General features: G+C 65.0%; 28 protein-coding genes. 13 read left to right on the top strand and 15 right to left on the bottom strand.

The features are described 5' to 3' along the window. From flhB to XI02_RS29080, 4 genes are all read left to right on the top strand, one after another. A complete protein-coding gene (gene flhB, locus XI02_RS29095; RefSeq protein ID WP_075969169.1) occupies nt 1-1,074 on the top strand; it encodes a flagellar biosynthesis protein FlhB in 1,074 nt (357 codons plus the stop codon). A gap of 142 nt (nt 1,075-1,216) precedes the next feature. Next, on the top strand, nt 1,217-3,781 hold the full coding sequence (cckA, locus tag XI02_RS29090) for a cell cycle histidine kinase CckA (RefSeq protein ID WP_075969168.1): 2,565 nt from the start codon (nt 1,217-1,219) through the stop codon (nt 3,779-3,781). Nucleotides 3,782-4,015: 234 nt separating this feature from the next. Continuing rightward, complete coding sequence (locus XI02_RS29085; protein WP_018272462.1) at nt 4,016-4,978, top strand: Tim44-like domain-containing protein; 963 nt, start codon at nt 4,016-4,018, stop codon at nt 4,976-4,978. A gap of 150 nt (nt 4,979-5,128) precedes the next feature. Beyond that, a complete protein-coding gene (locus XI02_RS29080) occupies nt 5,129-5,806 on the top strand; it encodes a hypothetical protein (protein ID WP_018272461.1) in 678 nt (225 codons plus the stop codon). 118 nt (nt 5,807-5,924) lie between these two features. Here the strand turns inward: XI02_RS29080 and XI02_RS29075 are convergent, their stop codons facing one another. Beyond that, a complete protein-coding gene (locus XI02_RS29075) occupies nt 5,925-6,320 on the bottom strand; it encodes a DUF3606 domain-containing protein (protein ID WP_038375853.1) in 396 nt (131 codons plus the stop codon). A 152-nt stretch (nt 6,321-6,472) separates the two neighbouring features. Between XI02_RS29075 and XI02_RS29070 the strand changes: the two genes are divergently transcribed. Then, nucleotides 6,473-7,180, top strand: a complete 708-nt coding sequence (locus XI02_RS29070; protein ID WP_016844774.1) for a glutathione S-transferase — start codon at nt 6,473-6,475, stop codon at nt 7,178-7,180. Between the two features lie 101 nt (nt 7,181-7,281). On the opposite strand, the gene XI02_RS29065 is transcribed toward XI02_RS29070, so the two are convergent. After that, nucleotides 7,282-7,641, bottom strand: a complete 360-nt coding sequence (locus XI02_RS29065; protein WP_016844775.1) for a GFA family protein — start codon at nt 7,639-7,641, stop codon at nt 7,282-7,284. Nucleotides 7,642-7,650: 9 nt separating this feature from the next. Continuing rightward, entirely contained in the window at nt 7,651-8,325 is a 675-nt protein-coding gene (locus XI02_RS29060; RefSeq protein ID WP_016844776.1) for an isoprenylcysteine carboxylmethyltransferase family protein, read from the bottom strand. A 146-nt stretch (nt 8,326-8,471) separates the two neighbouring features. Here XI02_RS29060 and XI02_RS29055 point away from each other — a divergent pair, with 146 nt between their 5' ends. Both XI02_RS29055 and XI02_RS29050 read left to right on the top strand, forming a co-directional pair. After that, nucleotides 8,472-8,798, top strand: a complete 327-nt coding sequence (locus XI02_RS29055) for a helix-turn-helix transcriptional regulator (protein WP_016844777.1) — start codon at nt 8,472-8,474, stop codon at nt 8,796-8,798. Beyond that, nucleotides 8,798-9,238, top strand: a complete 441-nt coding sequence (locus tag XI02_RS29050) for an SRPBCC domain-containing protein (protein ID WP_016844778.1) — start codon at nt 8,798-8,800, stop codon at nt 9,236-9,238. Before XI02_RS29055 ends, XI02_RS29050 begins: the two co-directional genes overlap by 1 nt. Here the strand turns inward: XI02_RS29050 and XI02_RS29045 are convergent, their stop codons facing one another. After that, entirely contained in the window at nt 9,239-9,700 is a 462-nt protein-coding gene (locus XI02_RS29045; RefSeq protein ID WP_016844779.1) for a hypothetical protein, read from the bottom strand. Nucleotides 9,701-9,803: 103 nt separating this feature from the next. Then, nucleotides 9,804-10,121: a Kazal-type serine protease inhibitor family protein gene (locus tag XI02_RS29040; RefSeq protein WP_016844780.1), complete on the bottom strand. Its 318-nt coding sequence runs from the start codon at nt 10,119-10,121 to the stop codon at nt 9,804-9,806. A 231-nt stretch (nt 10,122-10,352) separates the two neighbouring features. Between XI02_RS29040 and XI02_RS29035 the strand changes: the two genes are divergently transcribed. Beyond that, on the top strand, nt 10,353-12,020 hold the full coding sequence (locus XI02_RS29035) for a fumarate hydratase (protein ID WP_016844781.1): 1,668 nt from the start codon (nt 10,353-10,355) through the stop codon (nt 12,018-12,020). Between the two features lie 9 nt (nt 12,021-12,029). Next, complete coding sequence (locus XI02_RS29030) at nt 12,030-12,701, top strand: DUF429 domain-containing protein (RefSeq protein ID WP_016844782.1); 672 nt, start codon at nt 12,030-12,032, stop codon at nt 12,699-12,701. On the opposite strand, the gene XI02_RS29025 is transcribed toward XI02_RS29030, so the two are convergent. The 5 genes from XI02_RS29025 to XI02_RS29005 form a co-directional block, all read right to left on the bottom strand. After that, nucleotides 12,698-13,642: a hypothetical protein gene (locus XI02_RS29025; RefSeq protein WP_016844783.1), complete on the bottom strand. Its 945-nt coding sequence runs from the start codon at nt 13,640-13,642 to the stop codon at nt 12,698-12,700. The genes XI02_RS29030 and XI02_RS29025 overlap by 4 nt on opposite strands. Nucleotides 13,643-13,661: 19 nt before the next feature. Beyond that, a complete protein-coding gene (locus XI02_RS29020) occupies nt 13,662-13,958 on the bottom strand; it encodes a hypothetical protein (RefSeq protein WP_016844784.1) in 297 nt (98 codons plus the stop codon). A gap of 78 nt (nt 13,959-14,036) precedes the next feature. Beyond that, nucleotides 14,037-14,591, bottom strand: coding sequence for an inner membrane-spanning protein YciB (locus XI02_RS29015; protein ID WP_018272457.1), 555 nt, complete (start codon nt 14,589-14,591; stop codon nt 14,037-14,039). 54 nt (nt 14,592-14,645) lie between these two features. Continuing rightward, complete coding sequence (locus tag XI02_RS29010) at nt 14,646-15,221, bottom strand: hypothetical protein (RefSeq protein ID WP_038375858.1); 576 nt, start codon at nt 15,219-15,221, stop codon at nt 14,646-14,648. Between the two features lie 283 nt (nt 15,222-15,504). Further along, a complete protein-coding gene (locus XI02_RS29005) occupies nt 15,505-16,908 on the bottom strand; it encodes a carotenoid oxygenase family protein (RefSeq protein ID WP_016844787.1) in 1,404 nt (467 codons plus the stop codon). 113 nt (nt 16,909-17,021) lie between these two features. Between XI02_RS29005 and XI02_RS29000 the strand changes: the two genes are divergently transcribed. Next, entirely contained in the window at nt 17,022-17,747 is a 726-nt protein-coding gene (locus XI02_RS29000; RefSeq protein WP_016844788.1) for a TetR/AcrR family transcriptional regulator, read from the top strand. Nucleotides 17,748-17,764: 17 nt separating this feature from the next. Here the strand turns inward: XI02_RS29000 and XI02_RS28995 are convergent, their stop codons facing one another. Then, a complete protein-coding gene (locus XI02_RS28995; RefSeq protein ID WP_016844789.1) occupies nt 17,765-18,337 on the bottom strand; it encodes a hypothetical protein in 573 nt (190 codons plus the stop codon). Between the two features lie 195 nt (nt 18,338-18,532). On the opposite strand from XI02_RS28995, the gene XI02_RS28990 reads away from it, so the two are divergent. After that, nucleotides 18,533-19,210, top strand: coding sequence for an SET domain-containing protein (locus tag XI02_RS28990; protein ID WP_016844790.1), 678 nt, complete (start codon nt 18,533-18,535; stop codon nt 19,208-19,210). A 17-nt stretch (nt 19,211-19,227) separates the two neighbouring features. Here XI02_RS28990 and XI02_RS28985 read toward each other — a convergent pair whose 3' ends face one another. Beyond that, nucleotides 19,228-19,518 carry a DUF6522 family protein gene (locus tag XI02_RS28985; protein ID WP_016844791.1) on the bottom strand — a complete coding sequence of 97 codons (291 nt, stop codon included), beginning with the start codon at nt 19,516-19,518 and terminating at the stop codon, nt 19,228-19,230. Then, nucleotides 19,515-19,949 carry an Rrf2 family transcriptional regulator gene (locus XI02_RS28980; RefSeq protein ID WP_016844792.1) on the bottom strand — a complete coding sequence of 145 codons (435 nt, stop codon included), beginning with the start codon at nt 19,947-19,949 and terminating at the stop codon, nt 19,515-19,517. Before XI02_RS28980 ends, XI02_RS28985 begins: the two co-directional genes overlap by 4 nt. A gap of 83 nt (nt 19,950-20,032) precedes the next feature. Between XI02_RS28980 and XI02_RS28975 the strand changes: the two genes are divergently transcribed. Both XI02_RS28975 and XI02_RS28970 read left to right on the top strand, forming a co-directional pair. Then, nucleotides 20,033-20,494, top strand: coding sequence for a group III truncated hemoglobin (locus XI02_RS28975; protein ID WP_016844793.1), 462 nt, complete (start codon nt 20,033-20,035; stop codon nt 20,492-20,494). Continuing rightward, nucleotides 20,491-20,649 (top strand): hypothetical protein, encoded by a 159-nt coding sequence (locus tag XI02_RS28970; protein WP_016844794.1) that lies wholly within the window; start codon nt 20,491-20,493, stop codon nt 20,647-20,649. Before XI02_RS28975 ends, XI02_RS28970 begins: the two co-directional genes overlap by 4 nt. Before the next feature lie 55 nt (nt 20,650-20,704). On the opposite strand, the gene XI02_RS28965 is transcribed toward XI02_RS28970, so the two are convergent. Beyond that, on the bottom strand, nt 20,705-21,103 hold the full coding sequence (locus XI02_RS28965; protein WP_016844795.1) for a hypothetical protein: 399 nt from the start codon (nt 21,101-21,103) through the stop codon (nt 20,705-20,707). 32 nt (nt 21,104-21,135) lie between these two features. Continuing rightward, entirely contained in the window at nt 21,136-21,360 is a 225-nt protein-coding gene (locus XI02_RS28960; RefSeq protein ID WP_016844796.1) for a hypothetical protein, read from the bottom strand. Between the last annotated feature and the right edge of the window lie 35 nt (nt 21,361-21,395).

The raw sequence follows: 21,395 nt of genomic DNA, 5'->3' as shown, positions 1-21,395 counted from the left end.
GTGGCGGACGATACCGAAGACAAAACAGAAGACCCTACGCAAAAACGTCTCGATGAAGCCCTCGAGAAAGGTGATGTCGTCAAGAGCCAGGAGGTCAACACCTGGTTCGTGATCGCCGGCGGCACTTTGGTGCTGTCGACCTTCTCGGGTTCGATCGGCAGCGGCATCTTGATGCCGCTGCGCAACCTGATCGCCAATTCATGGATGATCCGCACCGACGGCGCCGGCCTGCTGGCGCTGACCCAGTCGCTCGGCTACGCGGTGGTCGCCGCGATCGGCGTGCCGTTCCTGTTGCTGGCGCTGGCCGCGATCGCGGGCAACATGGTGCAGCATCAGCTGGTGTGGTCGGGCGAGCAGCTGAAGCCGAAATTCTCCAAGATCTCGCCGGCTGCCGGCTTCAAGCGGCTGTTCGGCAAGCAGGCGGTGGCGAATTTCCTGAAAGGCCTGTTCAAGCTGATCGCGCTCGGCGCCGTGATGGTCGCGGTGCTGTGGCCCGATCGGATGCGGATGGAATCCTTCCTGCGGGTCGATCCGGCCGAACTGCTGCCCGCCATCACCGGCATGACGGTGCACCTGTTGGCGGCGGTGGTGGCCATCCTCGCTGCGGTCGCGATCGCCGACTACTTCTTCCAGTACCGGACCTGGTACGAGCGTCACAAGATGTCGCTGCAGGAGATGAAGGAGGAGTTCAAGCAGTCGGAAGGCGACCCGCACGTCAAGGGCAGGATCAAGCAATTGCGGGTCCAGCGCGCCAAGAAGCGTATGATGGCTCAGGTTCCGAAGGCCTCGGTGATCATCACCAACCCGACCCACTATTCGGTGGCGCTGGCCTACGACCGCAGCATGTCGGCGCCGATCTGCGTCGCCAAGGGCGTCGACATCATCGCGTTCAAGATCCGCGAGGTCGCCAAGGAGCACGACATTCCGATCGTGGAGAACGTGCCGCTGGCCCGGGCGCTCTATGCGACGGTCGAGATCGACCGGGAGATCCCGGTCGAGCACTATCACGCGGTTGCCGAAATCATCGGCTACGTGATGCGGCTGAGGCGCGGCCTGTCCGGCCTGCGTCAGTAAGGGGCGGAAAACCCGCTTGAAATGCGCGTAACTTGCGAAATTGCCGCCTGTTGGACTTGCGTTTTCGGGTCCGATTCAGGCACTCAGGGGCGAGGTGGCCGGCCGGTCGCCTTCGTGATGCAGACGAGCCATGTCTCTCCAGATGACCGCCGATAGCAACGATCCTTCCGTGACCGAGCCGTTCGTGGCCCACGGGCCAGCGCGGCGGAACGGCAGCATCCTGCTGGTGGTCCTGATCGCCGCCGGCATCGTCGCGGTGGCGGTCTGGCTGATGACCATCGGCCGCACCGAGGCGCAGCCCTATATCCTCGGCGTGCTGGCGCTGCTCGCCACCGTCGGGCTGTTCAACCTGTTCGCCCTTGCCGCCGGCATCATCCGCTTCTCCGACCGTGCCACCGATGATCCGGTGATGGCGCGGATCGCCGACCAGGCCCAGGAAGGGCTCGTCGTCACCGACTCCCGCGGCCACGTGGTCTATTCCAACGCCGCCTATCTCACGCTGACCGGCGCGGCCGGGCCGCAGGAGGTCCGTCCGGTCGAGCGGGTCTTCATCGGCAACCCCGACGTCTCCGAGGCCGTGTTCCGCCTTTTGAAGGCTGCCCGCGAGGGCAAGCGGCAGCAGGAGGAGGTCCGCGTCGCCGGCCACGAGGCCGGGCAGGGTCGCTGGCTGCGGCTGCGGGTACGCCCGCTCGGCGAAGGCAAGCGCGATGCGAAATATGCGGTTTGGTCGATCGCCGACGTCACCCGCGACCGCGAGCGCCAGGAAGACGTGTTCCAGGAGCTGCGGCACGCGATCGAATATCTCGATCACGCGCCATGCGGCTTCTTCTCGGTCAATCCGGCCGGCGAGATCGCCTATGTCAACGCCACGCTGGCCAACTGGCTGGACTACGATCTGGCCGAGATCGGCTCGGGCGGCCTGAAACTGACCGACATCGTCTCGGGCGACGGCGCGGCGCTGTTGACCTCGATTGCGGCGGTGCCGGGCGAGGTCAAGACCGAGGTGTTCGACATCGACCTGCGGATGCGCGGCGGCAAGACCGTGCCGGTGCGGCTCTATCACAAGCTCGCCTTCGGCGCCGACGGCGCGGCGGGCGCCTCGCGCACGCTGGTGATCAGCCGCGCCCGCGACGAGCATTCCGATCCGGAGCGCGCCGCCGAGGTGCGTTTCATGCGCTTCTTCGACCATACGCCGATGGCGATCGCGACCGTCGATCGCGGCGGCAATGTGGTGGGCGCCAATGCGCGCTATGCCAAGCTGGCGCAGGGCCTGAACGGCGACGGCGGCGCCGCCAAGTCGATCTTCCGCGCCGTCAATCCGCGCGACCGCGGCCTCTTGATCGCCGCGATCAACCAGGCGGCCGAGGGCCAGGGCGACATCGCGCCGGTCGAGGTGATGCTCGACGGGCCCAAGGAGCGCTTTGCCCAGTTCTTCGTCACCACCGTCGAGAAGGACGAGCGCGACGCCGAGACCGCGATCGTCTACATGCTCGAGACCACCGAGCGGCGCGCGCTGGAAAACCAGATCAACCAATCGCAGAAGATGGAGATGGTCGGCCAGCTCGCCGGCGGCATCGCGCACGACTTCAACAACGTGCTGTCGGCCATCATGATGGCCAACGACTTCCTGCTGAACGCACACAAGCCGACCGACCCGTCGTTCCAGGACATCATGCAGATCAAGCAGAACGCCACCCGCGCCGCGACGCTGGTGCGGCAGCTGCTTGCATTCTCGCGCCGCCAGACGCTGCGGCCGCAGGTGCTCGATCTCGGCGATGCATTGAGCGACCTCACCATGCTGCTGCGCCGGCTGATCGGCGAGAAGGTCAAGCTCGACCTCGTGCATGGCCGCGACCTGTGGCCGGTGAAGGTCGACGTCTCGCAGTTCGAGCAGGTGGTGGTCAATCTCGCGGTCAACGCGCGCGATGCGATGCCCGACGGCGGCAAGCTGATCATCCGCACCGCCAATGTGCCGACCGAGGAGGCCGCCCAGCTCGCCAACAAGGGCATGCCGGCGGCGGACTATGTGAAGATCGAGATCGCCGACACCGGCACCGGCATTCCGGCCGAGATCATCGACAAGATCTTCGAGCCGTTCTTCTCGACCAAGGACGTCGGCAAGGGAACCGGCCTCGGCCTGTCCACGGTCTACGGCATCGTCAAGCAGACCGGCGGCTTCGTCTATGTCGATTCCGTGCCGGGCGGCGGCACCACGTTCCGGATCTATCTGCCGCGGCATCGCCAGGAGCAGGAGGTCGCGCCCGAGGCCCAGGTCGGCAACGGTGCGGCCAAGGAAACCGCCGTGGAAGCCGCCAAGCCGAAGCCCGATCTCACCGGGCAGGGCACCATCCTGCTGGTGGAGGACGAGGACGGCCTGCGCTCGCTCAATGCGCGCGGCCTGCGCTCGCGCGGCTACAGCGTGATCGAGGCGGCGAACGGCGTCGAGGCGCTGGAGGCGTTCGAGGAGAAGAACGGCGCCGTCGATCTCGTCGTCTCCGACGTCGTGATGCCGGAGATGGACGGCCCGACGCTGCTGAAGGAAATGCGCAGCCGCAACGCGGAGCTGAAGATCATCTTCGTCTCAGGCTATGCCGAGGACGCGTTCGAGAAGAGCCTGCCGGAGAACCAGCAGTTCGCGTTCCTGCCGAAGCCCTTCACATTGACGCAGCTGGTCGCCGCGGTGAAGGAAACCATGACGGCGAATTAGCCGCGCGGCGATGCGGGTTGCGGATTCACCTGTTCCAGGGGGCGGGTGCTGTTCCGGTTGAACCTCGGCGGCATCTCGGGGTAGGACGCGGCGTCGCATCCACAAGGACCATAGTGTCACATCTCCGCGACCGAGGGCCGCAGCCGCGGTTCCCGTTTCCCGCTTCACTTTTAACCGGCCCTGCCCATCTTAGGGGCGTTTCCCCATGCCGGGGAATCCTTTGAGGAAACCAACATGAATTTCTCGCAACGCACGCGTGGAATTGTTCGGGCGATCGCCGTCGCGATGGCGCTGGCGCTGCCCGTGATGATGACCGTTTCGGCGGCCGACGCCCGCGTTGGCGGCGGCGGCTCGCGCGGCTCGCGGACATTCTCCGCGCCGCCTTCGACCAACACGGCGCCGGGCTCGGTTGCGCCGATGAACCGCACCTTCAGCCAGCCTGGTAGCCCGAACATGGGCGCGCCGGCGGCGGCGAATTCCGGCGGCCTGTTCGGTCGCGGCGGAATGGGCCGCGGCCTGCTCGGCGGCCTCGCCGCGGGCTTCCTTGGCGCCGGCCTGTTCGGCATGCTGTTCGGCGGCGGGCTGTTCTCGGGTCTCGGCGGCCTGTCGTCGATGCTCGGCCTCCTGCTGCAGATCGGCCTGATCGTGCTCGTGGTTCGCCTTGCGATGTCGTGGTGGCAGCGCCGCAACACGCCGGCGGCGGCCTACGCGGGTGGCCCCGACGTCGGCCCCGGTCCGCAGGCGAACGCCCGCTCGGGCTTCGGCTTCGGCCTCGGCGGCGGATCGAATGCGCCGGTGGAGATCGCGCCTGGCGACTATGAGACGTTCGAACGGCTGCTCGGCGACATCCAGACCGCGTGGTCGAACGAGGACATTGCGAAGCTGCACACGCTCGCGACGCCGGAGATGGTGTCGTACTTCTCGAAGGATCTCGAGGAGAACAAGGCGCGCAACGTCACCAACAAGGTGACCAACGTGAAGCTGCTGCAGGGCGATCTGGCGGAAGCCTGGCGCGAAGGCGACAGCGAGTATGCGACGGTCGCGATGCGCTACTCGCTGGTCGACACCGTGCTCGAACGCGGCACCGGCCGTCAGGTCGGCGGCAGCACGCAGCCGGAGGAGGTCACGGAGGTCTGGACCTTCGTGCGCCAGCGTGGCGGCAATTGGGAGCTTTCGGCGATCCAGCAGACCAACTGATCGATTGCCGGAGATGACAGATACAAGGCGCCGCGGCTTGGTCCGCGGCGCCTTTGTGTTGTGCCTTCATTCACATGTCGCGGCGCCGGAATATCCGGAGGGCCTGCGGGTTGATCTCAGCGGACCATAACAACCATCGGGAGGATTGAGATGAAGATCGTTGCGCAGATCGCGGTTCCGGCCTGTCTTGCGTTTGTCGTCGTGGCGGCGCCGCCGGCGGCGGCGCAGACCGCCGACACCAGCTTCTTCCTCACCAGCAACGGCATCGGCAACGGCGGCAATCTCGGCGGGCTCGCCGGCGCCGACAATCATTGCCAGACGCTGGCGCAGGCCGCCGGCTTCGGTGCGCCGAAGACCTGGCGCGCCTATCTCTCGACCCAGGCGGCCGACGGCAAGGCAGCGGAGAATGCGCGCGACCGCATCGGCAAGGGACCTTGGAAGAATGTGAAGGGCGTCGTGGTCGCCAAGGACGTCGCCGACCTGCACAGCGCCGGCAACAATCTCACCAAGCAGACCGCGCTGTCCGAGAAGGGCGAGGTCGTCAACGGTGCCGGCGACACGCCGAACCGCCACGACGTGCTGACGGGATCGCAGGCCGACGGTACGGCGTTTGCGGCCGGCGAGGACCGCACCTGCAAGAACTGGACAAGCAGCACGCAAGGCGCCGCCATGCTTGGGCATTTCGACCGCAAGGGCCTGCGCGACGACGAGCCGTCGAAATCCTGGAACACGTCGCATCCCTCGCGCGGCCCGGACGGCGGCTGCTCGCAGGCCGACCTGAAGAGCACCGGCGGCGACGGCTTGCTGTACTGCTTCGCGGCGAATTGAGGGGGAGCGCATCTGCTTCGTCATTGCGAGCGCAGCGAAGCAATCCATCCTGCCATACGCGCGGAGCGATGGATTGCTTCGTCGCTCCGCTCCTCGCAATGGGATAGTGCGATCGCGCTCAGCTCTTCTTGCGCCTGACGGTCTTCTTCGCAGCCTTCTTTTTCTTCGCGGTTTTCTTCTTCGCCGCGAAGTAGGCTTCGACCTTCTTCGAGGAATGTCCGACGGCTGCGACCGCGGTCTTGAGCCGGGCAGGGGTCACCTTGAACTTCTTCGACCAGTAGCGGACCTCGTAGGGCTCGCTGATCGCGATCCGCGCACGGTCGGCGGCCTTGTGGCGCTGCTCCTTGAAATGGGCTTCCACCTTCTTGGCGGAATGCCCGACCTTCTTCACCGCGGCTTTCAGCTTCGCCGGCGTGACCTTGAACTTCTTGGACCAGTACGCAACTTCGTAGGACTCGCTCAACGCGATCAGAGCGCGATCCGCCGCGCCCCGCTTCTTCTTGCTGTCCGCCATAAGATGATCCTTCATCGAAGATTCGACGTTGGAACCTTAGCAGTCTCCGCGCGGTTCGCACAGGCGGCCGCGCGCGGTGGACGATCTGACCGCGACATGGCTACGATCGAGCTGAAGCGAGGCGATGCGGCGAAGTTTTCGGAGGTAAGTGCATGCACTATCAGCTTTACTACTGGCCGATGATCCAGGGCCGCGGCGAATATGTCCGCCTCGCGCTCGAGGATGCGGGCGCCGGCTACACCGATGTCGCGCGCGCCAAGGGCGGCATGGGTGCCATGACGAAGATGATGGAGACACACAAGGGCACGCCACCCTTCGCGCCACCGTTCCTCAAGGCCGGCAGTCTCGTGATCGGGCAGACCGCCAACATTCTGCTCTATCTCGGCGCGCGCCACGGCCTCGCGCCGAAGGCGGAGGGTGGAAAGCTCTGGGTGCACCAGCTGCAGCTGACCATCGCGGACTTCGTGCTGGAGATCCACGACACCCATCATCCGCTCGGGCCGTCGCTGTATTACGAGGACCAGAAGGCGCCGGCGAAGAAGCGCACCGAGGAGTTCTGGGATTCGCGGGTGCCGAAATATCTCGGCTATTTCGAGGATCTCGTGCAAGCCAACCGCGGTGCGTTCGTCACCGGCCGCCGGCTGACCTACGCCGACCTGTCGCTGTTCCAGATCGTGGACGGCCTGCGCTACGCGTTTCCGAAGCGGATGGCAGCGTTCGAGAAGAGGGTCCCGCGGCTGATCGCGCTGCGCGATCGCGTCGCCGAGCGGCCGAACATCAAGGCGTATCTGGCCAGCGAGCGGCGGATTCCTTTTAACGAAGAGGGCATTTTCCGGCGCTACAAGGCGCTGGATTTGTAGGCACCGTCATTCCGGGGCGCGAAGTGAACCCGGAATCTCGCGCCACAATCCCTGGATTCCGGGTTCACGCTCCGCGTGCCCCGGAATGACGGCGTGGAAGGCTACCGGCTCCGCCCATCCACCGGCGTCATCGCGATCTTTGACAGATCGATGCCATCGATGCAGCTGACATTCAGCGCCACGATGTCGGTGCCATCGGGCTTCTTGCCACGCGCGAACACGTCGACGCCGCAATCGACGCAGAGCTGATGGCGGATCGCATGGCGGTTGAAGAGATATTCCTTGAGGTTCTCGGCGCCGGCGCGAAGCTGGAAGCTCGACGGTGGCATGAACACGAAGTGCAGGCCCTTCTTGGTGCAGATCGAGCAGTTGCAGGCCGTCACCATAGCCATATCGGTGGTGCATTCGAAGCGGACCTGTCCGCAATGACAACCGCCGGTGTAGGTCTTGCTCTCTGCCATGATGATCCCTCACCACAGCCCGGGCACGAGGCGGTAGCGCACCCGTGCCGCATAATCGGCGTAGCCTGACAACCCCGTCACCAGCGTGCGCTCCTCGATCCGGGTGCGGATCGCAAACATCACGAAGAACACCGGCACGAAGGCGAGGCCCCACCAGGAGCCGAGCGTCAGCGGCACGCCGATGAAGAACAGCATCACACTAGTATACATCGGATGGCGGACCAGCGCGTAGGGACCGGTCGAGATGACGTGATGGTCGCGCTCGGTCTGCACCTTCACGACCGGCGCGGCGAACGAGTTGGTGCGGAACACCCACAGGATCGCCACGGTCGAGACCAGATACAGCACAAGGCCGAGCACGATCAGCGGCACGCCGTCATTGACGCCGTCAAAGCGCCGGTCGAGCCCCATCGCGACGAACCACAGCACGGCAACGACCAGGAACACCAGCATGAACCGTTTGTCCTCGGTGGGCTGGCCTTCACGCGCGGTGAGGCGCATGCGCTCGGCCAGCAGCCCGGGATCGACCTTGGCAAGCCACAGCCCGCAGGCCGGGCCGATCACGGCCGAGGCGATCAGATAGGCCCATGCGCCGGGCCAGTGCAGCGTACCTGCGAAGGCAAACAGCAGCACGGCCATGGCGATGACGAAGAAGGTATTCTGCAGAAGGAGCTTTGCGATCATGAGCGGCTCCGCGCGATTCCAGTCGATATTATCGCACCCTTTTCCCGGCAAACATGCGACCGCAGCGATCAACTTTCGGAGCAGGCGGGACGTTCCTGCGTCGCGACTGTATTGACAATCATATAAGCAATTGCTTATATAATTTCATGCCCGCCGCCACGCAGCTGACCGATGTGTTGAAGACCCTCGCGGACCCGACGCGGCGGGCGGTGTTTGAGCGGATTGCGCGGGAAGGCGAGATCGCCGCGACCGGCCTGGTGCAGGGTTCAAAGGTGTCGCAGCCGGCGGTGTCGCAACATCTGCGCGCGCTGCGCGATGCCGGGCTGGTCGCCGAGCGGCGCGAGGGCCGACACATCCATTATCGCGTCGCGCCGAAGGGGCTCGGCCCGCTGATCGACTGGCTCGGCCACTACGAGACGTTCTGGACCGAGCGCTTCGCAAATCTGGAACGGCTGTTGAAGGAGAGTGAGTGATGGGTGAGACGCACGCGATCACGGTCGAGAAGGTGCTGCCCTACACGGCCGAGAAGATCTGGCGGACGCTGACGACGAGCGACCGGATCACGAAATGGCTGATGCCGAACGATTTCGCGCCGGCCGTTGGCCATCGCTTCAATTTCCATACCAAGCCGATGGGCGACTGGGACGGTGTCGTGCATTGCGAGGTGCTGGATTGCGATCCGCCGCGCCAGTTGCGCTACTCCTGGAAGGGCGGCGCTGATACCAATCCGGAATACGGCTCGAAGCTTGATACGATCGTCACCTGGACGCTGACGCCGGTCGAAGGCGGCACCCATCTGCGGATGGTGCATGACGGCTTCGTGCTGCCGGGCAACCGCTTCGCCTTCGACATGATGAGCCCGGGATGGGGCAGGGTGCTCGACGCCATCGCGCGCATCACCAGCGAAGGCTGATCACTCGTTGTTGCCGCGGCGAACCGTGATCGAGGCGTCGGTCTTGTTGCGAGTGCATTCGAGATTGAGGCGGCGATAGCGCATCGTGATGGTGTTGCCGCGCAGGATGCCCATGCGCTTCAGGCAGCGCGAGGTGCCGGTGACGGCGTCGTCCTTCGGCACGGTGAAGATCAGCGCCGTGGCGGAGCCGACCAGGTTGAAGAACTCCGGCTTCATCTTGCGATCGGTCTTGGCGTAGAGCTCGATCGAATAATCCTTGCCGCGGCAGCCGAGCGACAATTCCTTCGCCGCCGGGTGCGTGAGATATGTGATGTTGGCGGCGCTGAAATTGACCTTCAGCCCGTCGATCTGGCCGGCGAGCTGCTTGGCGATGTCAACGCAGGGATCGGCATGCGCAGGCGCCGCGACGAAAACCGTCGCCAGCGCGATCAGCGCGGCCGGCAGAGTGGAGCGGATGCTCAAAGGCAAGCGTCGGCGCAACGATGCTGTCACGAAATACCCCCCGCGGTATGAAAATACGCGAAGCTACATGCAGGCTCCCGCGGAGCGCGTCAATATGGCTGCGTCAGGACGAGCACTTGCCGTCCTGCGCCTTGGAAGCCCCGGCGGCCCGGCGCTCGCAATCATTGCCATAGGTCTTGCCGTCGCAGCCGCATACTGGCTTGAAGATCTTGTTGCAGATCGTCGGGCGGAACGCGCAGGTGCCGGTCTGGTCGAAGCGGCCGCAGGTCCCGGGCTTGAACTGGCAGAACTGGCCGCGACCGCTGCATTGCAGTCCGGCAAGGCCGCCGCACGGTCTGCCGAGGCGGGCGGCATCGGCGCCGGTCGGGATCGCGATCAACAAGGCCAGCGCCGCGAACCAGACGAAAAGCGCTGTCTTCATGAAGGTCTCCTGATGATTTCCGGATGGTTTCCTTGGCCGTTCCGCGGCTTGCCGGCGTTGTGGCAACCTGGGATTACGATGGCATGAAACATAGCACGTGGATTGCCAGTCCCGCGCATGGCTGGAAGGCGGCCCGCTTCCCTTTCCTTTGTCGGAAAAAGGCTTAGAACGGCTCTACATTGCCGGCGGCCCCGCGGCCGGCACCGGCCTTTCGAAACCGACGAGCAGCTCATGAACGCCCCCTCCGCCTTTCCCGACCAGCAGAAGCCCGTTCCGCCCTACAAGCACACGCCGCTGTTCCCGCTTGGTGCCGACACCACGCCCTACAAGAAGGTGACGAGCGAGGGCGTCCGGGTCGAGAAGGTGTTGGGCAAGGACATGCTGGTGGTGTCGCGGGAAGCGCTGCGCGCGCTCTCCGAGGCCGCCTTCGGCGACATCAACCACTATCTGCGGCCGGGCCACCTGAAGCAGCTGCGCTCGATCCTCGAGGACAAGGAAGCCAGCGATAACGACAAGTTTGTCGCCTTCGACTTCCTGAAGAATGCCAACATCGCGGCCGGCGGCGTGCTGCCGATGTGCCAGGACACCGGCACCGCGATCATCATGGGCAAGAAGGGATGCAACGTCATCACCGACGGTGACGACGAGGCCGCGCTGTCCGAAGGCGCGCGCGATGCCTATCTGCGCCGCAATCTGCGCTACTCGCAGGTAGCTCCCTTGTCGATGTATGAGGAGAAGAACACCGCCAACAACATGCCGGCGCAGTGCGAGATCTACGCCGAGGGCCAAGGGGATTCTGCGGGCGCCTACAAGTTCATGTTCATGGCCAAAGGCGGCGGCTCGGCCAACAAGAGCTTCCTGTTCCAGGCAACGCCGTCGGTGCTGACCAGGGACCGGCTGCTCGCCTTCCTGAAGGAGAAGGTGCTGACGCTCGGCACCGCGGCATGTCCCCCGTACCACCTTGCGATCGTGATCGGCGGCACCTCGGCCGAGCTCTGCATGAAGACCGTGAAGCTTGCCTCGGCGCGCTATCTCGACGCGCTGCCGACCCACGGCTCGGCCGACGGCAATGCGTTCCGCGATCTCGAGATGGAACAGGAAATCCTCAAAATGACGCAGAGCTTGGGGGTGGGCGCGCAGTTCGGCGGCAAATATTTCTGCCACGATGTGCGCGTGATCCGGATGCCGCGCCACGGCGCATCGCTGCCGATCGGGCTCGGCGTGTCGTGCTCGGCGGACCGCCAGGTGCTCGGCAAGATCACCAGGGATGGCGTCTATCTCGAGGAGCTCGAGCACAACCCGGCGCAGTATCTGCCCGCGGTCGAGCAGTCGCTCGGCGGCGAGGTCGTCAAGATCGACCTCAACAAGCCGATGAAGGAGATCCTGGCGACGCTGTCGCAATATCCGATCAAGACCCGCGTCTCGATGACCGGCACCATGATCGTGGCGCGCGATTCCGCGCATGCCAAGCTGCGCGAGCGGCTGGAGAAGGGTGAGCCGCTGCCGGACTACTTCAAGAACCATCCGGTGTATTACGCGGGTCCCGCCAAGACGCCCGATGGCTACGCCTCCGGCGCGTTCGGCCCGACCACGGCGGGACGCATGGACTCCTTCGTCGACCAGTTCCAGGCCGCCGGCGGATCGATGGTGATGGTCGCCAAGGGCAACCGCGCGGTCGCGGTACGCGAGGCCTGCAAGAAGCACGGCGGCTTCTATCTCGGCTCGATCGGCGGCGCCGCGGCGAACCTCGCCGAGCACTGCATCAAGAAGGTCGAGGTTGTCGAGTATCCCGAGCTCGGCATGGAAGCGATCTGGCGCATCGAGGTGGTCGACTTCCCGGCCTTCATCATCATCGACGACAAGGGCAACGACTTCTTCAAGGAATTGAACCTCGGTTGAGGATCGGGGTTGATTGCGGTCGGCCTCGACGGATTCTCCAGGGGCTGGGTCGCCGTCACGGTTGACGGCGACCGGCGCAGCATTTCCTTTCACACCGATATTACGGACGCGCTGTCGCGTCCGTTCGACCGCGCCGGGATCGATATCCCGATCGGCATGACCGATGACGGCGAGCGCGATTGCGACCTGCTTGCCCGCGCGCGTTTGCGTCCGCACAACTCGCGGGTCTTCACCGGCGCGCGGCGCTGGCTGTGGCAGCAGTTTGATGATCCCGATCTCGCGAATGCGGAAGCGGTGCGCTGCGGCCAGAGCCGCGTGTCGCGCCAGCTCTGGCATCTCGGCAAGAAGATCATGGAGGTCGACGCGTTCGTGCGCGCGAACGCCACGCGCGACATCCGCGAGGTGCATCCCGAACTGGTGTTCCTGCGGCTGAACCGCGGCGAGCCTTTGCCGCGCAAGAAGTCGGAGGAGGGCGATGCGCTCCGCCGCAGGCTGCTGAAGCAATCAGGCTTCCGCGAGATCGATCGCTGGCTCACCCAGATGCGGATCGGCACCGGCGCGAAGCGCGACGATGTGCTGGATGCGTGTGCGGTGGCGCTGGCTGCGCGCGAACCTTGCGGAAGCGTTCCCGAGGCAGCGTCGCGAGACGCCCATGGTTTGCCGATGCAGATCTGGTTCTAGCTGCAGTTCGTCACTTGGTTGGAGCACAGGCTGCGCCACCAGCCGCGCACGCCGTCATGGCTCTCCACCAGCGCCCAGTGGCCGCTGCAGGCGAGGATGCGTTTCGGACCGTCGTCGGTGTCGAACTCACCGCCGAGCTTGCGCAGCGCCGGCGTCCACTTGGCATCGACGAAGGGTGCCTGGAACAGCCCGCCCATGCGGGTGTAGCCGTTGGCGTAGCTTGCGCCGACCTTGTTGGCGGCAACCCATCCGCGCCCGGCATACGGCTTTGGCGCGTTGCGCGGATAGCGCTTGTCATCCTCATAGGCCTTGCCCGGCGGCATCGCGCCCTCGATCAGAAACCAGCCGTCCTTGAAACCGATGATACGAAACTCGGTGAGCCAACCGCCCTCCGGCGTGTTCTCGGCCCCGCCCATCTTGAGATGGTAGGGCGGCGGCAGCTTGCCGAGCACGCGTGCCTTCGCCGACGGCTCCGCGCGTACGTTGAGGCCTGCGAGGTCCTTGTCCTCCGACCAGGCGCCGAGGTCGCATGGTTCGGTGCCACCGGGCAGTGCGCTTCGCTTCACGTCAAGTTCGGCCTGGCGCGCGGCAAAATCATTGTCCGTCCCGTCGGCGTTTCCGGTCGCGATGTCGCTGGGACCGCGCGGCTTCAATTCGGCCGACAGCGCACGAGTGCCATCCTTGCTTAGCGTCACGACCATCATCTGACGTGGCGCGAAGACGCTTGTCGGCGTCTTCGGGTCGTCTGCGCTCGCAGCATAGACCGCAAGGTAGCCGGTGGTGCCGGCGGCATCCGTGCTGGAAGAGGTGCCCGCAACATATCCGGCCGGCACCAGCGCGACCGCGCTTGCGCGCCACGCCGGTTCGGCTTCGCTTGCTTGCTGCGCGGAAGCCGTCGTGGCCAGCAACGCCATGACGGCAACGGATCTCAGGACGCGCATGCGTGCGCGCGTGCTGCGGTTACGCTCGCGTGCCGGTGAACGGGAAGCTGCCCATCGGGCCGATGCCCATCTCGCCGGAGATGCCGTCGCCGGAGACCTTGCCGGTGAATTCGAGCGTCAGCGGCATCGGGTTGGTGATGGAAACCTTCCAGGCGACGTCGTCGCCGTTCACGGTGCCGTCGAAGATTTCGGTGGAGTTGCCCTCGGCGCTCTGCGTGCCGGTGAGCGTGCTGCCGGAGCTTGCCAGCGACAGCGTCGCCTTGCGCTCGCCCATCGGCGTCGTCATCGTGAGATTCCAGTTTCCGTCCACCGCCATTGATGTCTCCCCTCGAGATGTAAGCGTGCGCGGGTATAGCCCATCTTGCCGCGCGCGCCTAGTTCGCGGCTGCGGCGATCAGGCGCGGGCGGCGGCGCGCAGCCGGCTTCCGACCAGGAAGCGGAAGGCGACATACTGGATCGCGAAGGCGGCGACCTTGGTGCCGACCAGCACCACCGACACATAGAACGCCCACAGCTTCATGTCGCCGGTCGCTGCGATTGCGATGGTGCCGGCGGCGAGGATGAACATCAGCCCGGCCCAGGCGTAGCCGGCGAGGGTGGCGTATTCCGGAATCGTCTCGGTCACGATCGGCGGCAAATAACGCAGCATCCAGCCGCGCTTGAGCATGATCGCGCCGATCGCGATGTGGCCGATCGCGGGCTTCGCCAGCACGAAGCGCGGATCGTTGGTGAAAAGCGTCGCGCCGCCGAGCACGATCACCAGCCCAAGGCTCGCCCAGGTCATGTAGCCGAGCGCCTGTCCCTTGACGCGCGCATAGACCACTTGGGCAATCGCGCCCGCGATCGCAACACCGGTGGCGATCAGGACATTGTCGGTGGCAAAATAGACCACCAGGAAGACGATGGTGGAGAGGAAGTCGCTCGCAAGCCTGGCAAATACGCTCTTCATCGTCGTGGTTTCCGTTTCCTCGGGATGATCGTAGTGATGTTGTTATGGCAGCGCTTAGCGGGACGGCAGCGCGCCGGCCGGCGGCGCCGCGTCCTTGGCCGCACGATAGTGCGGATACCAGTGGGTGAAGCCGACCGCGGCATTACGTGCGGCTAAGGCGACCAAGAGGCCGGTCCACAGCGGCAGCGCCGGCACGTAAAGCACCGCAATGTTGCCGATCAGCATGAGCAGCATCGCAACGGTCCAGGCGCCGGTGATCAGGTAATTGGCGTGGAGGAAGCCGGGCAGCTTCGCAGTCTCGGCATCGACCTGCTCCAGCGCATATTGCCGCGTGAAGGGATGGCCGACCATGATCGAGCCGAGCGACACCAGCAGCATGCCGGCATCGACCGCGATCTTCACCGCGATGCTGCTCGACGTCGCGTCGACGAAGACGAGGTAGAGGCCGATCGCGGCGAACACGACGACCGAACCGACGCCGAGGATCTTGATGCTGCGGCCGCGTGCGACATCGAACGCGATCACGGCAAGGCAGATCAGGGCGGCACAGAGCAGGCTCACCGTGGCTGAGGTCACCAGCATCAGCATGGCGAAGGCGCCGTAGGGAGCGAGGATCAGGAAGATCGTCATGGTGAGCCTCATCGGCTGATCTTTACATCGTAAAGATACCCTAGGGGCGAGCAATGAAAGCGTCAAGCAAAATCTTTACAGTGTCAAAATTGTGAGCTGAATGAGAAAAATCAAGGCTTGGCAATGACATAGAGTGGTCTCCGCACTTGGCGTTCGCCGTTCCCGTTGTCATGGCCGGGCTTGTCCCGGACAGTCTTTCCGGTGAACAAAGACGTGGATGCCCGGGACAAGCCCGGGCATGACGAATGGAGAGATTGGCGCTCTGATCCGGAGCGATCGTTCGCTACTCCGCCCCCACCCAATTGCCGTGGAATCCATCCGGCACGCGGTGACCGAGATGGACCAGCGCGGTCGGGCCCGCTTCGACATCTTGCGCGTTGAACACGGCGAGGTCGCTGCGGTTTTCGCGGGCGCGCCAGACCACCGCGAGCAGCCAGCCGTCGCCTTCCGCGGCGTCAGCGCCGCGCTCGACGAACACAGGCTCGGAGATCGTATCGCCGGCGGGCAGCAGATAATGGCCGAGCCGCTTGCCACGCCCGTCGACATGCACGACGCCCGACAGCGCACCGAACATCGGCAGATCGGGGTTGGCGCAGGCGTACCAGCCGTGATTGCTGGCAAATCCGGCGCGGCGATCGTCGACGCGGGGGAATTCTCCGGTAAGGTCGTCGAGATAGGTTTGCGTGAAGCGGTCGGTGTTGCCGGAGAGGTCGAAGGTCCAGCGGCAATAGCGCGCGCGGTTCTTCCGCGGGTCGGTCGGCGAGCCGTCGGGATGATTGAACAGCGGCGCTTCCTCGAACTGCATCACGTCGGCGATGATGCGGTTGCCGTCCTCCCACGCGTTCATCACGTGGAAAACGTAGCAGGTCTCGGCGCGGAACCAGACGATGTCCTTTGACGCGCCGCTGCGCTTCATCACGCCGACATAGGCGCCTTTCTCCGGCTCCCAGGCATAGGGCGCCTGTCCGCGCATCGCGCGCTGCATGCTGCCGGTGATCGGCAGGATCGGAAACAGCACATGATTCTCGGTGACGATGAAGTCGTGCACCATGCTGGCATAGGGCGCCTCGAAGCGCTCGAACCGCGTCACCACGCCGGACGAACTGACCGCGCCGAACGACAGTGCCGGCGTCAGCGGGCCTGCGGCGTTGTAGCCGAAGAACACCATCTCGCCGGTGACCGGATCGATCTTGGGATGCGCGGTGAAGGGACCGGAGATCGCACCCTTGTAGTCGCAATAGCCGAGGCGATTGAGCGTGCCGGGCTCGATCTCGGTCGGCAGATGGCCTTCCTCCAGCGCGAGCAGGCGGCCGCCATGGAAGATGATGTTGGTGTTGGCGACGCCGCCGTCGGTCGTGGTCGTTGCCGGCGCATCCGGCAGCTTGCGGCCGAAGCCGCCGAACAGCGCGCGGCCGGCGTCGTGCTCGGCCTGCCATTTCGGCGTGCGGACCCAGCGGTTGCGATAGCTGGCGCGGCCGTTCTCGAGATGGAAGGCGTGCAGCATGCCGTCGCCGACGAACCAGTGCGCACCCGGCGCCTCGAACTGCGGATTGGGACCGTTGCGATAGAGCGTGCCGTTCAGGTCGCGCGGCAATTCGCCCGAGATCTTCAGGAACGGCGCGTCGGCTTCGAATGGGATCGGCGCCAGATTGGTGCGCGCCGCATTGGATGTGACCTGGTCGAGCATTCCGCATCTCCCTGTATTATGATCTTTACATCGTAAAGATATCAGTAGGGTTGACGCCGCTGATCGTCAAGCAAAATCTTTACAGTGTAAAAATTGCGACATATAACGGCCGCATGGCAAGAATCTCCAAAGAAAACAAGGCGACTCGCGCGGCACGCGCCCCGACCCGCCGGGTTGCCCGGACCGCGGCAACTCGTCCGGCCCAACGGCGCCGCGCCAACGACACGCCGTATCATCACGGCGATCTGCATGAGGCATTATTGAAGGCCGCCGAGCGCGTGCTCGAGCGTGATGGATTGGCGGGACTGACATTGCGTGCGGTGGCGCGCGAGGCCGGCGTGTCGCACGCCGCACCCACGCATCATTTCGGCGATCTCACCGGCTTGCTCAGTGAACTCGCGGCGATCGGTTTCCGGCAATTTGGCCTCGCGATGGCGGCTGCGGACGCTTCGGCGGCCACGACGCCCGAGAAGGGCGTGGCGAGCGCCAAGGCTTATGTTGCCTATGCCCAGGCACATCCCGGCATGTACGGGCTGATGTTCCGCAGTGAGCGGCTCGATCATTCGCGGCCGTCGCTGCACGAGGCATCCGAGGCTTCGTTCGCAGGGCTGACCCGCGGCGTCGGCGCCAGCCGGCATGAGCAGATTTCCAAGGAGCAGCTTACGCTGGACCAGGCCGCCGCGATCGCGTCCGCCTGGTCGCTGGTGCATGGTTTCACCATGCTGCTGCTCGACGGACGCCTCAAGGCGATTCTGGATCGGTCGCCCGAGGGCACATCCGCGGAAACGCTGTTGACCGCGATGCTGCGATTGTCCGCGGGCCGCTCCGCGCGGCAATAACCAGTGCTGCCCGTGGGCTAGCGCCTCACAAGCGACGTGGTCCGGCCGCTCTGTCCGATCGTCTTCACCGTATCCGTGCCGCATTTGAAATCGCGGGCGAAATCGTCGGCGGCCTGCCGCGCCAGCGCGTTGGCGTCGGGATTGGCCGCGACGTCGACATAGGCGACATGACAGACATCGCCCGGCGGCAGCCGGGTCACGGCGAGCATTGCCCGCGAGACCGGGCCGCCGCGCTTGTCCTGCTCGCTGTTGTCGGCGATCTGCCAGCGCTGGATGATCGCGAACGGCTTGCCGCTGGCTGCACGCCACTCGACCGTATCGCCGGTCGAGCTGAACGGGCCGAACCAGGCCTGCGCCGCCGGTTCCCTGGCTGCCGCCTCGCGGTTTCGGCCCACCGAGACCACTTCGCGCAGATCGCCCTCGTTGATCAGCACCACAAGTCCGGATTTTCCCGGACAGACCCTGGTGGTGCTGCCGTCCTCTTCGCTGGGCTTGCCGATCATGCGGCAGGCCTTCGGCGCGGTCGATGTGTAGCTGCTGCTGATCGTCTCAGCGCCGGCCTGACCAGGATTTGCACCGGCAAGCGCCATAACGACTGTTGCAAAAGCAAGGTATTTCATCGGGGGAAACCTGCGATCCGGACGTTACTTTGTGTCTGACATATGCAATCTGGGGAAGGTTCAATAGACACGCGGGAAACACCTGACAGGCGCGCGGAATCGTCCTAGAAGGGCGGCTTCGCAACTTCTGTCGCGTGCACCCAACGTGCCGTAATCTCGATCGTCATGCCCACGATATCATCCAACAAGCCCTATCGCGTCGGCCGTTCCCGGACCGGTCTTGGCCTTTTCGCCACCAAGCCGATCAAGAAAGGCACCAAGATCATCCGCTATTTCGGGCCGTTGCTCGACTCGAAGAAGAAGGATGAGGACGCGATCGAGAACAAATATCTGTTCGAGCTCACCAACCGTTGGACCATCGACGGCTCGGTCCGCGAGAACGTCGCTCGCTATATCAACCACGCCTGCAGGCCGAACGCGGAATCCGACGTTCGCCCACGCAAGCGCAAGGTGTTCATCCGCGCCATCAAGGACATCGAGCCGGGCGACGAAATCAATTACGACTACGGAACCGACTATTTCAAAGCCTATCTGAAGCCGATCGGCTGCAAGTGCGATGCCTGCGAGAAGAAGCGCAAGAAGAAGCGCGCGGAGGCGAGGGCGGAGCGGGTGCGGCTGAAGGAAAGGGCCGAGCGGAAGGCACAGCGCAAGGCCGAGAAGCTCGCCGAGGAGCGGGCCAGGCAGCGGAAAGCGAAGGCGAAGAAGGCTGCCCAAGCAAACGGCAAGCTCGCCAACGGCACGGCGCTGAACGGCAAACACCTCAATGGCCACAGCCTGATCAACACGGCGGGCAAGAAGGTTGCCTCGTCGAAGCGCGGCACCGCTCGGGCGCTGAACGCCTGATACCCAGGACGAAGTCCCTAGCCGCTCGGCCGGTGCGCCGCGCGTGGCAACGGGGCATTGCCGAAATCCAGCGTCGAGCGCTGGATGATCGTGCCGTGCTCGTCGATGACGAGACGGAAACGCTTGCTCCCCGAGAAGAATGTGAGGCGATGGCGCCCCTGATCGGCGTCGAGCCCGCGCTCCGAGCGCGTCGTGATCGCGCCCGAGCGCATCCCGGCCTGCAGCAGCGGAACTGCGATACCGAGGCCTTCGGCGACGATATTGGCGTCAACCTCGAACGCGCCGTCCGCGAATGCGATCGTCGTCATGATGCCCTCGCGGGATGGCGGACGGGACGCGGCAGGTAGGCGCATTCGGCGAGCGTCGTCCCGTCGAGCTCGCGCATGAAGGCCTCGCGCGCCGCCGCAAGCTTCGCCTTCAGCCGGCAGCGCGGCAGCAGCAGGCAGTCTCCGCCATCATCCCTGAAACATTCGACCAGCGCGCTGCCGCCCTCCAGCGCGCGGACCACCTCGCCGAGGGTGATGGTCTCCGCCGGCCGCGCCAGCGAGAAGCCGCCGCCAGCGCCGCGCTGGGTGGCAATGAAGCCGGCCTCGGCGAGGTCGCGCACCACCTTGGCAAGATGATTGCGGGAAATCTCGAATTCGGCCGCGATCTCGCTGGTGGCGAACGACCGGTCCGGCTCGCCGGCCAGCCGCATCAGGGCGCGGAGCGCAAAATCCGTGAACGATGTCAGGCGCATGGAAGCCCTTCGAAATCTGCATTTGGCGGATCAGCTATAGCAGGCTAAATAGGCATTTGAAATACCTATTTAGGATGTGAGCCATGACAGCAGCAGAGCGCCGCGAGCAGATCACCGCCGGGATTGTCGCGCGGACCGGGATCTCCGAGGCCATGATCGAGCAGCTGGTGCATGCCTTCTACGCCAAGGTCCGCAAGGACCCGATGATCGGGCCGGTGTTCGGGAGCAGGATCAGCAATTGGGAGCCGCATCTGGCCCAGATGTGCGCGTTCTGGTCCTCGGTTGCGCTGATGACCGGGCGATATCACGGCACGCCGATGGTCAAGCATATGCCGCTGCCGATCGACGCCGCGCATTTCGACCGCTGGCTCGAACTGTTCGAGGCGACCGCGGCCGAGCTGTGCCCGCCTGAGGCGGCGGCGCATTTCATCGATCGCGCGCGGCGCATCGCCTCGAGCCTCGAGATGGGCGTCGCGAGCGGACAGGGCGTGATGCTTGGGGTTGGCGAGAGATACAGGCGAAGCGAAGCAGGAGCAGTGCAATGAGGAACAGGGCCAAGGCAATCGCGCGCGCCATCGACGGCGCATGGTTTCATCAGGATCAGGCCGATCCGTTTTCCGGCAGCAGCCTGGTGCCGATGCTGATCATCGGCCTGGCGCTGACCTTTGCCGGCATGATCGTCGCGGTCGTGCTGAGCTGACAGAAACGGCCGCCGCGTTTGCCGCGACGGCCGCTCGTCACGTCCGGCATTCGGTTTACGCCGCGACTGTCTCACCGCTGCGGCGCAGGCCGACATATTGCAGCTCGGCGAACACGCCGGTGGCGACCGCCTGGGCGAGAATCACGATGGTCCCGAAGAGGTTCGGCGACACTGCGCCCGACAGCAGCAGCGCGATGCTGGCGAGCGTCCAGGCCGCATTGCCGACGACCACCAGCATCACCAGCGGTTTCGGCACCGACATGCGCGTGCCGAGCCAGCCGACCAGCGCCGTATAGGCGATCAGAAACAGCCCGGTCTCGCGCAGCAGCGCTTCCGGCAGGCCGAGCAGCGATGCCAGCGCGCCGGCGCCGAGCACCATGGCTATGGCGGATACGCCGCTGAACACGGCGTCGGCAAGCAAAGCGCGGCGCAGCAGCTGGGACGAATGGATCATGGCAGGGTCTCCTCTGGTTGGGATTGGGGTGGTCAGCGGAACATGGACTGCAGCTGACGCCACAGCCGGAGCGGACACAGCGCCTTGCCGACCCTCATCTCGACCGCATAGACCTGCGCAAACACGAACACGCCGGTCGCGTGCACGAGCGGCTGCGGCATGTTGAGCGAGCGCGCCAGCAGCCAGGTGGCCAGATGCACCAGCCAAGGGAGCAGGACGGCGAGGGCGCGGACAAGGGACAGCATCAGCATGGTCATCTCCTGTGCCGTCGAAGATGAGCCGGCCGGCGCGC

The organism is Bradyrhizobium sp. CCBAU 21365 (genome assembly GCF_015291305.1).
GTDB lineage: Bacteria > Pseudomonadota > Alphaproteobacteria > Rhizobiales > Xanthobacteraceae > Bradyrhizobium > Bradyrhizobium elkanii.
The sequence above is the reverse complement of the archived record's forward strand: the minus strand, read 5'-3'. Positions and strand labels throughout refer to the sequence as shown.